Origin of the sequence: Leptolyngbya sp. FACHB-321, from assembly GCF_014695975.1 — a bacterium.
GTDB lineage: Bacteria > Cyanobacteriota > Cyanobacteriia > Leptolyngbyales > Leptolyngbyaceae > Stenomitos.
Map to the genome: position 1 here is coordinate 15,954 of NZ_JACJPI010000071.1, position 14,702 is coordinate 30,655.

General features: G+C 49.1%; 8 protein-coding genes and 4 pseudogenes. 9 read left to right on the top strand and 3 right to left on the bottom strand.

Going from position 1 to position 14,702, the window contains the following annotated elements:
- The first annotated feature begins 5 nt into the window (after window positions 1-5).
- From H6F76_RS19465 to H6F76_RS19490, 7 genes and pseudogenes are all read left to right on the top strand, one after another.
- Complete coding sequence (locus tag H6F76_RS19465) at window positions 6-875, top strand: alpha/beta hydrolase (RefSeq protein ID WP_190510768.1); 870 nt, start codon at window positions 6-8, stop codon at window positions 873-875.
- Between the two features lie 511 nt (window positions 876-1,386).
- A complete protein-coding gene (locus H6F76_RS19470; protein WP_190510771.1) occupies window positions 1,387-2,127 on the top strand; it encodes a dienelactone hydrolase family protein in 741 nt (246 codons plus the stop codon).
- A gap of 208 nt (window positions 2,128-2,335) precedes the next feature.
- Complete coding sequence (locus H6F76_RS19475) at window positions 2,336-3,331, top strand: alpha/beta hydrolase (protein ID WP_190510772.1); 996 nt, start codon at window positions 2,336-2,338, stop codon at window positions 3,329-3,331.
- 122 nt (window positions 3,332-3,453) lie between these two features.
- Window positions 3,454-4,452, top strand: a pseudogene (locus tag H6F76_RS31575) (zinc-dependent alcohol dehydrogenase family protein).
- Window positions 4,453-4,495: 43 nt separating this feature from the next.
- Complete coding sequence (locus tag H6F76_RS19485) at window positions 4,496-5,287, top strand: SDR family oxidoreductase (RefSeq protein WP_190510774.1); 792 nt, start codon at window positions 4,496-4,498, stop codon at window positions 5,285-5,287.
- Window positions 5,288-6,273: 986 nt separating this feature from the next.
- Window positions 6,274-6,396: a hypothetical protein gene (locus tag H6F76_RS31120; RefSeq protein ID WP_277881255.1), complete on the top strand. Its 123-nt coding sequence runs from the start codon at window positions 6,274-6,276 to the stop codon at window positions 6,394-6,396.
- A 272-nt stretch (window positions 6,397-6,668) separates the two neighbouring features.
- Window positions 6,669-7,061 (top strand): annotated as a pseudogene (locus H6F76_RS19490) (transposase); the annotation flags it as partial.
- Window positions 7,062-7,493: 432 nt separating this feature from the next.
- Here the strand turns inward: H6F76_RS19490 and H6F76_RS19495 are convergent.
- The gene (locus H6F76_RS19495; RefSeq protein ID WP_190510777.1) at window positions 7,494-9,701 is read right to left on the bottom strand and encodes an ATP-binding protein; all 2,208 of its coding nucleotides are present in this window, start codon (window positions 9,699-9,701) and stop codon (window positions 7,494-7,496) included.
- A 452-nt stretch (window positions 9,702-10,153) separates the two neighbouring features.
- A pseudogene (locus H6F76_RS30610) lies at window positions 10,154-10,267 on the bottom strand (IS630 family transposase); the annotation flags it as partial.
- Between the two features lie 277 nt (window positions 10,268-10,544).
- On the opposite strand from H6F76_RS30610, the pseudogene H6F76_RS19505 reads away from it, so the two are divergent.
- Window positions 10,545-11,397 (top strand): annotated as a pseudogene (locus H6F76_RS19505) (IS630 family transposase).
- 733 nt (window positions 11,398-12,130) lie between these two features.
- On the opposite strand, the gene H6F76_RS19515 reads toward H6F76_RS19505, so the two are convergent.
- A complete protein-coding gene (locus tag H6F76_RS19515) occupies window positions 12,131-12,880 on the bottom strand; it encodes an amino acid ABC transporter ATP-binding protein (RefSeq protein ID WP_190510783.1) in 750 nt (249 codons plus the stop codon).
- Between the two features lie 128 nt (window positions 12,881-13,008).
- Between H6F76_RS19515 and H6F76_RS19520 the strand changes: the two genes are divergently transcribed.
- Window positions 13,009-14,526 carry an ABC transporter permease subunit gene (locus tag H6F76_RS19520; RefSeq protein WP_190510786.1) on the top strand — a complete coding sequence of 506 codons (1,518 nt, stop codon included), beginning with the start codon at window positions 13,009-13,011 and terminating at the stop codon, window positions 14,524-14,526.
- Window positions 14,527-14,702: the final 176 nt, after the last annotated feature.

A 14,702-nucleotide genomic window follows, 5' to 3' on the forward strand; every position in this document is an offset into this window, starting at 1 on the left:
ATCTCATGACTACCTATCGCACCGTTTCGATTGATGGTTTGGATATCTTTTATCGGGAAGCTGGCTCTCGTGATAATCCAACCATTCTGCTGCTGCACGGTTTTCCAACCTCCTCTCACATGTTCCGTAACCTGATTCCTGCGCTTGCTGATAAATTCCATCTCGTTGCACCAGATTACCCAGGTTATGGCAACAGTTCCATGCCAACTGTGGATGAATTTGATTACACATTTGATCATTTGGCTGAGATCGTGGAGAAATTTATTACTGCGATCGATCTTAAGAAATACAGCCTCTATGTGATGGATTATGGAGCACCCGTTGGTTATCGCATTGCGGCTAAATATCCAGAGCGAGTGCAAGCGCTCATTGTGCAAAACGGAAATGCCTATGAGGAAGGCTTGCGGGAGTTTTGGAACCCCATCAAGGCATATTGGCAAGATCGTTCGCCTGAGAATGCAGACAAGCTCAAATACCTTGTGACCCTGGAAGCCACGAAATGGCAATATACCAACGGCGTTCGTAATCCTGAAGCAATTAGCCCAGACACCTGGACAATGGATCAACATTTCCTCGATCGCCCTGGTAACGGTGAGATTCAACTGGCGCTGTTATATAGCTATGGCACCAATCCACCACTTTATCCCCAATGGCAGGAGTATTTCCGCCAATACCAGCCACCGACTCTAATTGTCTGGGGCAAGAACGATTATATTTTTCCGGCTGAAGGAGCCTATCCCTACCAGCGTGACTTAAAAGACGTTGAGTTTCATCTACTCGATACCGGACACTTTGCTTTAGAAGAGGATGGAGATACGATCGCAAACTATATTTCTCAATTCCTTGCGTCACGATTGCAACCCGTCCTTGTCTAAAGAGGATGCGGAGACATGGAGATGTGTAATTAGGTGAAAATTCCTTGTGTCCTAAAGTCTCCGTGTCCCTCCGTCTCCGCATCGATCGCCGGAATGGCTAGTTAAAACTGCCGTTGCTTAAGAGCCAAGGTAAGGAAATTGTTCATGAGAGTTGCTCAGTATAGAACCGCGATCGTAGTTCTTCATTCAATCGCACATGGACTGCATGGTTTAACTCACGTCCAAATTTCAATCTCCCTCTCTCTGCTTCAGCTTGTGTTTATTAGCATTGTGATCTGGTTAACTCCAACTATTGCTGCCATTTGTTCTTTTTGGAATTTACAAGCATTTCATCGTAATAAGCCCCGATCATGTTTCTCAAGTTTCTTTTGCAGGTTGGGGTTTACTCTTTCAACTCACAGCAATTCTCACCTTCATTATCGATGGACTTGAAAGTTGGATTGGCTATTGGGCAGTAAATCTCAATGTCTTGAATCAAGTGAGCGTTGAAGAAGGAGGACAACAGGACATCATGAAAACTCAAAATGTAACCATCCAAGCCTTCTCAGGAGGCAGTTTTAGCGCCTATCTAGCAGCACCGAGTACTCAGCCTCGCGCAGGAATTGTGTTGATTCAAGAAGTTCTTGGGGTCAACAATAATATGCGGCAGACTGCCGATGATTATGCTAAAGAAGGTTATTTGGTGCTCGTACCAGATCTGTATTGGCGACTGGAACCCAATGTACAACTTGATCCTGAAGATAAAAACCAGTGGACTAAAGCCTTTGAGCTGCTCAAAGCATTTGATCTGGATAGCGGTATAGAAGACCTAAAGGCAAGTCTATCTTTTTTGAGGCAGTATCTCAGTAGCACAGGCAAAGTTGGTAGTTTGGGCTTTTGTTTGGGCGGCAAACTGGCTTATTTCATGGCAACACGTACTGACGCAGATGCCAATGTGAGTTATTACGGTGTTGACATTGACAAGAATCTAGCAGAGGCGACAAAGATTCAGAAACCGCTGATCTTGCATATGGGTGGAAATGACGAGTACGTGTCTCCAAGTGCTCAAGCGGTCATTCAGCAAGGGCTGCAAGATAACCCCCTGGTCACAATCTATCGCTATGCAGGAGTGAGTCACGGATTTAGTCGCGTGAATAGTTCCGCTTATCGCAAAGAAGCCGCAGAACTAGCAAGCGATCGCACGTTAGCGTTCTTGAAACAGCATCTAGGCAATGGTAGCAAAATCTCAAATGAGGCGACTACCGCTAGATAATTCGCCCACTTTGCTCAAGCCATCCACGTTATTGAGGAAAACATCATGCTAGTCGCCAGCAGGAAACAATGTTGCCTCGGAAGCGATGTTGGTAGAAAGTGATTGTCATTTCACAATCATTACCCATCAATGAACACGATCAAGTCAATTGGCTTAACAGTGTCATTTCAACAAATTGTTCACCATTCATCAACAAAAGGAGAACGTCATGGTTTCTCAACTAAACTCACCAGCAGTAAAAATTTTGGAAGTTGCAGATGATCCACGCCTTTCCAGAGGAACGAAGGAATTCTTGAAAGTGTTGAATTCAGGTGGTGTGGGTTTAGAGACATTGTCCCCACTCGAAGCACGTCAAGTACTTGTGGATGGACAGGCTTCCGTTAAAGTCGATCTTTCAGGCATTGAGGAATCTGAAAAGACGATTACCGCTGATGGTTACACAATTACACTCAACATTGTGCGACCTGAGGGTGTCAAAGGCATACTGCCTGTTTTCGTGTTTATTCATGGTGGCGGTTGGGTGCTGGGTGATTATCCCACGCACAAGCGTATGGTTCGTGACCTTGTTGTGCTTTCAGGATTTGCAGCGGTCTTTGTCAACTACACCCGCACACCAGATGCTCAATATCCACAAGCGATCAATGAAATCTATGCTGCGACCAAATGGGTGGCTGAGCATGGTGAGGAGATTGGGGTGGATGGCAAAAATCTAGCCATTGTTGGAAACAGTGTCGGCGGCAACATGTCCACAGTGACTACGTTGAAGGCAAAAGAGAAGGGAGGACCGCACATCAAGCTGCAAATTCTATTTTGGCCGATCGTAGATGCTGATTTTGAAACGGATTCGTATCACCAGTTTGGCGACAAACGTTTCCTAACTGTACCAACGATGAAATGGATGTATGACATGTACATCGCTGACCCAGAAAAACGCAAAGACATCTACGCTTCTCCTCTACGGGCTACTATTGAGCAACTGAAAGGCTTGCCTCCAGCGCTAGTTGTGGTTGCAGAAAGTGACATCTTGCATGACGAAGGCGTCGCTTATGGACGTAAGCTCGATGAAGCTGGGGTAGACGTGACCCTTGTGCAGTACAACGGCATGATTCATGACTTCGGACTGCTTAATGGTTTAGCCGAGCTTCCAGCAGTTCGTTCTCTTTTCGTTCAAGCAGCCGCCGAATTGAAGAAATATCTGCAATAGGACGCGGAGAGAGGGGACGCGGAGAACCAAAAGAGTGATTAAAATCCCCATGTCTCCGTATTCCCGCGTTCCCTTCCCCCCACTCTTCGTGTTCCTGCGTCATCCTCAATGAGGTAATTCCAATGCAAGCTCAAATCATCAACCGGTTTGGTGATCCTACTGTTTTCGAGACGGCAGATATCCCAGTTCCCCAGATTTTGCCCAATCATGTGTTGATTTGGGTGAATGGCAACCAGCGTGAATCCTGTAGATCTCAAAATCCGTCAGGGCGTACCTGCATACGCGTCTGTTGCCCCTGATCTTCCTGCGGTGCTGCATGGGGATGTGGCTGGAGTGGTGGAAGCAGTTGGTGAGGGCGTAAGCACCTTTCAACCTGGAGACGAAGTGTATGCTGTCCAGACGGAGTCAAAGGGCTGGGGGGTGCCGTAGCTGAATATATGTTGGCAGATGCAGATTTGGTGGCTCGTAAGCCCCAGTCCCTCACTATGGTGGCCGCAGCCGCCCTGCCCCTGATTTCAATTACGGCATGGGAAGCCATCATCGATCGCGCTAAAGTCTAACCCGGACAACGGGTGTTAATTTATGGTGCAACGGGAGGTGTGGGGCATATTGGGTTGCAGCTGGCGAAGTGGGCGGGGGCAAAGGTTTATGCCCTGGTATCAAGTGAGGGGAAAGGGGCGATTGCCCGTAAATTGGGAGCCGATTTCACCATCAACTACTGCCAACAGACGGTCGAAGAATTCGTGGCAGACCACACGAATGGACAGGGGTTCGATGTGGTGTTTGACACGGTGGGAAATGACAATCTGCAAAATGCATTCAGAGCAGCAAAGCTGAATGGCACCGTAGTTTCGATTGTTTCGACGTCTCAGCAAGATCTAACCCTACTTCACACCAAAGGACTCACCCTACATTTAGTTTATCGACTCATTCCCATTCTTCATAACGTGGGACGATCGCACTAAGGAAAGATTCTGTCACAAGTGGCTCAACTGATGGATGCAGGGCATATGCATCCTCTATTGGATACCAGAGTATTTAATTTTTCTGAAGTGACTCAGGCATACCAACGGGCTGAATCAGGACAGGCGTTGGGCAAAGTGGTACTCCAACAGGGATAACTGAAAAACGCGCTCTAAATACCTGAATGAGGTTTCTAGACTTATGACAACAATTCACATTGATCCCAATGAGTTATCGAACAAGAGAGTGCTGGTAACAGGCGGAACTAAGGGCATGGGCGCAGCGATCGTCAACCGTTTGAGGCAAGCTGGTGCAAAAGTCATCACAACTGCCCGGTCAAAGCCTGATGAACTTCAATTTCCAGATTTGTTTATTCAATCTGACATCAGCACATCTGATGGTGTGGAAAAAGTGACCGAGGAAGTGTTCGCTCGTCTTGGCAGTGTGGACATCTTAATTAATAATGTAGGTGGTTCTTCAGCACCCATTGGTGGCGCACTTGTCCTCAGTGACGAGGATTGGCAGCAGACGTTTAATGCAAATTTGTTCGCTGCTGTTCGCTTAGATCGAGCGTTTCTACCTCAGATGCTGGAACAAGGTTCGGGGGTCATCGTCCATATTTCATCTATCCAACGCACGCTCCCACTTTATGCAACCTTGCCATTAGCTGCGGCGAAAGCGGCGCTGACGAATTACAGCAAAGGGCTCTCCAAAGAAGTTGCACCAAAAGGAGTGCGGGTAAATACCGTTGCTCCTGGTTTCATCGAGACGTCAGCCACCACAAGACGGATCGAGAGAATTGCTGCTAATGCAGGAACAGACTTTAATACTGCAAGACTTAAACTGATGGATTCCCTTGGCGGAATTCCAATGGGTCGTCCGGGTGTCCCTGAGGAAGTCGCTGAACTGGTTGCTTTCCTGGTATCCGATCGCGCTTCTTACATCAACGGAACTGAGCTTGTAATTGATGGTGGAACCATTCCTACCGTGTGAGACATCAGAGTTAGGTTCTGTAAACATAACAGCAAACAACGTCAAAAAAATTGCGAACCTTTGCAAAGACTTTTGGAATACTCTTTTGTGGTTGACCTAGCGTTTCCACCCACCCAAACTTGCTTGCTGCGTCCGTCTGCTGACTAAAGCGATCGTCTTTTTAGCGCGGCAACCTGGCTCTTGTTTGAACTGTACCCAACCAGTGGCAGCTAGTTCGATTTAGACAAAGGTGGTGGACTTTACGTCTCTCGGTTGCGACTGGTGCTGCAGGAGTCACCCTGTTATCAAGGTAAACTTTACTGTTAGAGCTTGCTAGCAGGTCTGTAAGTGCGCGTTTAGCCTTAAGTTGGACTGTCCTAAATCAACCTGCAGCTGTTCGTCCAACAGCTGCGCTCGCTGCAGAAATTCTGTGAGCACCTCAGCGAGCGCTGCTTCTAGCGGTCGCAGTTGGTCACTTAACCAATAGTGCGTCTCGGCGGCTTCCGGCACTAACACCAAGTATCTTCCTAGGTGTAGCGGCGAAACTGGCGGACGCGGCGAAACAAACCGACCAGGTGCGCCGGACACTCGCAAGCAATCACCTCGGCGGCTTCACAGATCCCTTGCGGTTGCTCGTCCGAAAAATCTGATACCAACTTAAATGAGCTATAGGGCAGATGAACTAGACTGAGAGAGCTGTTTCCAGCCTTCTACTGATGGTGGGCGTGACCTCAATTGACGTGAAAGAAAGTTTAGCTGATCTGGCAGAACCGTTGCGCCAAGTCGAAATGCCAACAGCTAAAGAACGCTTGCAAGTCCTTTACTAGTACTGGCTCAAACAGGACAAGGCACCGAGTATCAGTGCCATTGCCAAAGCGGTCGGAAAACATCGAAACACGGTGCAAACCTGGTGATGGCATTACCGAGCAGGTGGTGTGCCAGCGATGTTGGCGGTCAAGAAACCACAGGGGGGCGTGCGAGTGATTCCGCAGTGAGCCGAAACGGCTTTGGCAAAGCGGTTGCAAGAGAGTCATGGCTTCCAAAGCTATGGAGCGGTGCAACAGTGGTTAACCGAAACGCTAGGGGTCGAAGCGGAGTATCACGCGGTCGATCCGATGACCCGCTACTGACTCAAAGCCAAGCTCAAGGTCGCACGTCCTCAAAATGACAAGCAAGACAGTGTGCAGCGCGCTGCTTTTAAGCAAACCTTGCAGACAACCTTGAATTGCTAAGACAGTACGACCGCCAGATACGACAGGATAAGCGAGCGATCCGCTACTTTACACAGGATGAGAGCCGCTTTGGCCTCAAAACCATCATCAGACGCTTGAGCACCGCGTGTGGTGTCAAACCGATTGGCGTTTGGCAGCGGTTATTCAAAGCGTTTTAACTTTACGGTGCGGTTGAACCGGCGACAGGCGCATCCTTCTTCTTGCAATTTTCTCATGTCGATACCGAATGCTACCAGCGGTTTTTGGACGAGTTCGCCCAAGCGTATCCCGATAGTCTCAATATTCTTCAAGTGGACAAGGGGCGCTTTCACAAGGGCAAAGACTTGGTTGTACCAGAGGACATCGTCTTGTTGTTCCAACCGCCTTACTGTCCAGAGTTAAACCCAAGTGAGCGGTTGTGGAAACACCTCAAGGCAGAGCTCAAGTGGGCTTCGTTCAAAACCCTGACGCAACTGCAAACCAAAGTTGATCAACTCCTCGCTGAGTTAACACCAGCAGTGATTGCTTCCATCACGGCTTACCCCTTCATCTTGGATGCCTTATCTGCCTTGAAAGCCGTTTAAATTGGTATGACATTGTAAAATTGACACCACTTTGTACAAGGTCACTCCCTCTAGCGTGCCCACCGCCTTTGCCTGTCAGCCAGCGAGATGGCTGAAGTTTGCCTAGTGACTGTGCTGATCACTGCCGCTGCTAGACTCGTTCAGCACTGCCACAACCCTTGGAAGCCTTGCATAGTAACAGTTCTACTTTTTTAGTCACTTGGTGGTCCGCAGCCACCCGCAACTAACTAACAGCAGAAGCGGCAACCTCGCTTCTGCATCAGAGCTAATAGGAACGAGAACAGCGGTGTTGCAGACTATAACCGAATGGTGATACAGACCAATTTCGGTCCAGCTAGCTGTGAGAGAAAGACCGAAACTTTCCGCCTCTTAGTAGTTAGCCCACAGGATTTCTGTAAAGAAGTAACTCGAACGTTATGTGCTAGCAGCACGTTAATCCAGCCGTTTAGCTGGATTAACGTGCTGCCGGAGAGGAATCCGAATGACGAACTCAGTTCCTTCACCAGAGATTGAGAAGCACTCCAATTTGCCGCCATGTTTCTCTGTGATGATTTGGTAGCTGATGGACATCCCCATTCCTGTGCCTTTCCCAAGCGGTTTAGTCGTAAAGAAGGGATTAAATATTTGTTGTTGAACCTCTTTAGGAATACCGACTCCGTTATCGGCAATCCCTACTTCGACCCATTCTGCGTTCACAATCGACGTGCGAATTGTAATTTGATTGGGATGATCCTTGAGCGTTTGAGCGGTGCGCTTAGTATGACTCTCTTCGATCGCATCAATCGAATTCACCAAGATATTCATAAATACTTGGTTCAGCTGTCCAGGATAGCACTCGACGAGCGGTAGTACAGAGTAGTCTTTGACCAGCGCAATCTCTGGTCGCTCGGATGTAGCTTTGAGGCGGTGTTGCAGAATCATCAGGGTGCTATCAATCCCTTCGTGAATATCAACCGCTTTGAATTCAGCTTCATCCATGCGGGAGAAGTTTCGCAACGAGAGGACAATCTGACGAATGCGATCGGTTCCCAGTTTCATAGAAGCCAGCATCTTTGGTAGATCTTCCTGTAAAAACTCGAGATCGATAGCTTCAGCAATCGATTGAATTTCAGGGGAAGGGTTAGAATCATGCTGCTGCAGCACCTGCACAAACTCTAGTAGATTCTCGGTGTATTCCTGCACATGGGCGAGATTCCCATGAATGAAGTTAACTGGATTATTAATTTCGTGGGCAATTCCGGCAACAAGCTGTCCTAAACTCGACATTTTTTCGCTTTGAATCACTTGCGATTGAGTGCGCTGTAATTCCTTTAATGTATTTTTGAGTTCGGCTGTGCGCTCTTCCACCCGGTCTTCCAATTCCTCTTTGCTGTTCTCTAAGGCAGCAAACGAGCCGCGCACTTGCCCTGCCATATGATTGAAGGAATTGGACAGTGTGTTGAGTTCTCGAATACTGCTCGTTTCTACCGTCTGATCTAAATTGCCAGATGCTATTGACTCACTTGCCCAGTTGAGGCGAAGAATTGGACGCGCAATCCAACGAGATGTAAGGACACCCATGAGAGAAGCAATCACCAATGCGCCGAAACAAAGTGCGATTGTGGTGTATGTATTGGCATTAATTTGCGCCATAAATGTGTTTTCTGGCACACTCACTACAACCAGCCAATCTAAGCCATATTCGTCGCGCCAGGGTACAACATTAATGAAATTCCTTTCTCCCTGCACCTCAAGCTGAAAGTCTGTACTTCGGGTGATGGACTGAAGCTTGTTAGAGGTAAGGAGATGTTTGGCGATCGCCTGGATAGTTAAATTCGGGCTGTCGAGCGCCCGCAAGCGCTGTGTTTTCTCGTCAATGAGCACGAAGGGCTTCTCTGTACTCGAATTAGCGATCAGGACACCATCCCGCTCTACAATAAACACTTCCCCAGATTGGCTGATATCCAAATTGCGTAAGAAATCGCTAAGTTTCAGCAGGTGGATATCGACTGCAATCATTCCCAGCAGGCGATTTTGCGAATCATAGATCGGGCGGCTGGCAGAGGCAGCAATGTAGGGTCCCGTTGGAAGATTTGAAGTAGTAACCTTTGCCCAAATCGGTTTGCCAGCAGCAATGGGTTCGGTATACCAAGGTTCAGTGAGATTATCCCAATCCCACGTAGCGTTAACCCGAGTGCGATTGCCTTGTACATCCGTAGCGTAGTTAGTATTGATTTTAGACGGCTCAGTCGTCCAATCATCAATAGTGATAGTTTTGCCGTCGTAACTAGCAGCTGCGATTCCCCCACCTGTGGCTAAACCAATACCAATGTATGTTACGTCGTACGCCTGAATTTGATCCCAGAGGTATTTGCCCACTGTTTCGCGATCGCCTACCTCTAAAATTCCCCGGCGGATAGCATCTGCATTGATTTGGTTAAGGGTTTGAGGAATTTCAAGATAGGACTTCAGGTGTTCATCCACAACATCGCTAGTACGAGCTATCAACTGTTCTGCCAAGTCATTGACTGCTCTCTGTCCATTCTTAAAGGACAAGTAGCCGACTAAACTAACGGCTCCAAGAATTTGAAGAATGAAGGGAACAATAAGAACAATTTGTAATGGAAACGCGCCCACCTTGCGAGGCTGATGAATTTTCATTGTAGGGAAAACGACACTAATCCTCGTATAGGATTCCCATAATGCCCATGTAGCTAACTTTCGATGAGCTTTGCTTCAAGCAGTGCACTATTTGATGGACAGGTTGAGCAAGTTGCTGTGAAAGCGTTGGGGGCGATTACTCAAAGGGTGCACGCTAAAAACTCCAAAGCAGCGGACCGAAAACGCGAGTTTAGTTTCTGGCGTCTGAACGCTGCGGGTGCCCATTGATAAACGTGGGTAATGATGAGCTTGTGCTACCGATGCTGCACCAGCGGTCAACTGGCACAATAGCTAATACCAACTCTTTAAATACCGGCTACAGATAGTGCATTCCGAATGGAGTCCCACCCTCCAAACGAAGCAATGACTGCTGGAGTCATCGCTTCCAGCCTTGAGCGCATCAACAACCGCAACTCATCCAAACTCTTGGGTAACTGCCATCGCAACCCCAACTTAAAATGCTGCCATACTCGCTCAATTGGATTAGTTTCTGGCGCATGTGATGGCTGAAACATCAGGATGATGTTGCTTGGAATCTGCAAGCCCTTGGCTCTATGTGCCCCGGCTGTCCAGTTGGCTGATGAGGATACTGTCGTTGTATCCCTTTTCTGTCACTCTAGTCGGATAGAAATCCACAAGCTACGCTGCACAGCGGTTTCGCTTCTCGGATGAGTTTTGGCAGTCTTATTGAGAAATTGAGGCTAGATAAGGCTTCCAGAATTCACTCCTACGAAAGTGAAAGCTGGCATTATAGCTATTGCCAGGACAATTAGGACATAGGCTAAGAGCTATGCTGACTCTAGGAGCCACACTGTGTCTATGGCACAAGCCTACAGTTAGGACTTGCGACAAAAGGTGCTCAACGCCATTCCGTTAGACGGTCTGAAGAAGAGTGAAGCGGCACAAGTCTGCCAACTCAGTCGCCACACAATCGACCGATGGTTGCAACGGCAAGAGGAGACTGGAGACTACCAAGCCAAAACTACTCGACCGCATCGTACCAGCAGCAAAAGCACCGATTGGGACAAGTTTGCCGAGTTTGCCAAACAGCATGGGGATAAAACCCAAGCTCAGATGGCAGAGCGCTGGGAAGAGCCGGTCAGTGCTCGCACCATTTCCAAAGCACTGCACCAACTTGGATTGAGTCGAAAAAAAGACGTATGGCGATCGGGAACGGGATGAGGGCAAACGGGCTGCTTTTCTGGAACCACTAGCTAAGGTTCCCTGGTCCGACCGAGTCTACCGCGATGAATCGGGGATGGATGAACGGGAGGAGGATGGTTACGGTTGGTGCGAACCTGGAGTGCGCTTTGAAGCGCTCAAGTCAGGGCGGCAAAGTGGGCGAGTCAACATGATTGCCGCTTACTGTGAGCAGCAGTTGAGCGCTGCTTTTACCGTAGACGGTGCTTGCAACCGAGTGGTGTTTGAAACCTGGCTAGAAACTTGTTTACTGCCAACGCTCCAACCTGGAAAGGTGTTGATTTTAGATAACGCCACGTTCCGCTATGGTGGACGCATGACTCAACTGGTTGAGTCAGTCGGTTGTCGTTTGTTCTATTTACCTGCTTATTCTCCAGATTTCAATTGCATTGAAAAGTGTTAGGCTTGGCTCGAAAATCGCATTCGCAAACGCTTGTCTCATGTCGATTCTTTAAGTCAAGCGATGGAGTCTGTTCTGAAAGATGCTGTGTCCTAATACTCTTGTCTATAGCTATGGAGACTGAAAACCGCTTTTTGAAACGTCTGCTGAGTTAGTGTTTCGACCTTAGCGTACGTTTCTGTTCCGATCCTATGCAATCCCCGTAGATAAACATCTGAAAACAAACCACGCGATTCATAAGCTCTACTAACCAAGGGATTGCGATCCTCACTTTGGATGACTGCAAACTGGCACAAGGTTCCAAACCTCAATTTCACCTTTGCCCGTCTGCAGAATCCGCAGCTAACCAGTCCACCGGCGCACTTGCACAGCTGCTCCGGGGGGCAACTAACCTAGGCGATCGCTCGATGTAGCTGAAAGCGGTGCCGTCGGTGTCAGCAGTTGTACGTTTTCACGAAAGATAGCGCGGTTTTCAAATTCGTAGCGTATAGCTCCTATCTTCTTTGCGTCATGGCTCGCGGTAATGTGCTGCGTGACTTTAAAAGGGGAAGCAGCTTTGCATCACGCATCCGCCCGTTTCCTTCATCGGCAGCCGTTGTTGCAATAAACCTGCCGCATAAATTTGAGCAGATAGAACTTTTGTGCCATGCCTTTGCTCGTGAGACCTGATAAAGCTGAGGTAAAAAATAAAGTGCTTGTTCTGCAGAGGTTGGACGCTTTATGGTGCCGCGCCACGAATTTGAAAACCGCGCCTTTTTTTATCAAAACGTACAATTAGCGCTCTAGAGACGAGTTGAGATGGAAACGTTTACAGACTTGATCGCGCCAATCATGCCTGACGCATGCGGCGGAGAAACGTGTGGAGTCGATCGCTCTGCGGATTCGTCAGTACCTCACGCGCTGGACCCTCTTCCACAATCAAGCCCTGATCCAAAAACAGCACGCGATTGGCAACGTCGCGGGCAAACTGAATTTCGTGAGTGACGACCACCATCGTCATGCCCTTATCGGCAAGCTGCTGCATCACCTCCAGCACCTCACCGACCAGTTCCGGGTCTAAAGCACTTGTTGGTTCATCAAACAGCATAATCTGCGGCTCCATGCACAAACTACGCGCGATCGCCACGCGCTGCTTTTGCCCCCCAGATAACTGATCCGGGTAGGCATCTATTTTGTCTGCTAGCCCTACTTGCTCCAGATAAAAGCGCGCCCGCTCCTGGCTTTCCTGCTTCGATCGGTTTAGCACCTGCTGCGGAGCCAGCGTCAAATTATCCAGCACGCTTAAATGGGGAAACAGATTGAACTGCTGGAACACCATGCCAATTTGTGATCGCACATCGCGGAGTTGTTTTCGCGTCAGCGCTGGTTGCGACAGCTCGATACCTGTGACAACAATACGTCCCTGGTCGATCGTTTCCAACCGATTGAGGCAGCGCAGTAGCGTACTTTTGCCGCAGCCTGACGAACCAATCACTGCCAGCACTTCAGCGCGATCGACGTGACCGCTAATCCCCTTCAGCACATGCAGGGGTCCGTAGTATTTCTCGATATGCTCAAACAGAACTGGGGGCGTGCTCATAAGCTCAAAAAACCAAAAATGGAACTCCAGACAGATTCAGAGTTCAATGAATTAATCCAGTTATAGATAAAATCTGTTTTACGCATCTCTCCTTTTTAGAAGAGATTGTCCTCTAGCCAATCTAAATCATGACAACTGTGCGCCGACTGCTGCGATCATTGCTGTTGAGTTTAAGCTGTTTGCTGCTCATTGTAAGCATGGGGCGAACGGAGAGTACCGAACTGAGGGTCGCGGTAGAGCCAGTGTATCCACCGTTCGAGTTCCGCGCTGCAAACGGCGAAATTCAGGGCTTTGACATCGACGTGATTCGGGCGGTCGGTAAAGCAGCAGGCTTTACGGTCCAGTTTCAAAGCATTGCGTTCGACGGCATGATTCCCGCATTGCAAGCGCAGACTGTTGATGCAGCGATTAGCGCCATGACGATCACGCCTGCGCGATCGAACGTCGTCACCTTCTCGCGTCCTTATTTCAAAGCGGGCTTGGCGATTGCGGTGCGCGAAGGAACTCAGAACATTAACCGACTCGAAGACTTAAGCGGCAAGTCGATCGCCGTCCAGATTGGCACCACTGGTGCCGATGCGGCTAAGCAAATTCCAGGGGCAACCATTCGCACGTTTAACGCCGCTGTGCTGACGCTTCAGGAACTCAGCAACGGCAATGTTGATGCCATCATCAACGACGCGCCCGTAATGCTGTATGCGATCAAAACAGGCAACCTCAAGGGCATTCGCGTTGTCAATCAACTACTGACCGAAGACTTCTACGGCATTCCCACGCCGCGCAACTCTCCCAACTTACAGCGAATTAACCAGGGGCTTGGCACTATTTTAAGCAATGGCACTTACGCGCAGCTTTATCAGAAGTGGTTTGATGCTCAACCACCGGAACTGCCTGTCACCGCGCCTGCCTCTGCGACAGGGAATACGACCGCAATTCCCAGTTCCACTCAGGTGATTCTCGCGTCGCTGCCGCCACTGCTAGCCGGAACGCTGATCACGCTACAGCTTGCAGCGATCGCGGTCATCCTTGGCTTGGTCGGCGGCTCTCTCATTGGCATTGTCCGCTTGTCCAAAGTACGACTCCTGCGCTGGGCGGCGGCAGCGTATATTGACTTCTTCCGAGGAACACCGCTGCTGGTGCAGCTTTTTATGATTTACTTCGGCATTCCCGCCGCGTTTCAAGCGTTGGGACTCACGTTTAGCTTTGACCGCTTCCTAGCAGCGATTATCGCTCTGAGCCTCAATTGCGCAGCATATGTTGCAGAAATTGTTCGGGCGGGCATTCAGTCGATTGAAACGGGACAGTCCGAAGCCGCTGCATCCCTGGGACTGGATGCGATTCAAACCCTGCGATTCGTCATCTTTCCGCAAGCGTTGCGCCGGATGCTGCCGCCATTGGGCAACCAGTTCATCAGCTTGCTCAAGGACACCAGCTTGGTTGCTGTCATTGGCTTCGAGGAGCTATTTCGACGTGGGCAGCTCATTGTGGCAGAGAACTATCGCCCGTTTGAACTCTATTTCGCGATCGCGCTGATCTATCTGGCATTAACGCTGCTTTCGTCCCAAGGCTTCAGCTATCTAGAACGCTGGATGGACCCTGCTCAGCGGGGGCGAAAGCAGTTCACCAAAGAGAAGGTGCAGCTCTAGCAGTCGCCTTAGAAGTTAGGACGTAGACGAGAAGGCTCGATTCGCCGCTGCAACCGCGGTAGTGGGTCAGGTACAAGCTTTGTTGTGCTGTGGTTAGTGACCCTGCTAAAGCACAGTTGCTTGAGTCTATGGTTGTAGCGCAAAAACTGTTAAAGGTCAAACGATCAGTAACGCTT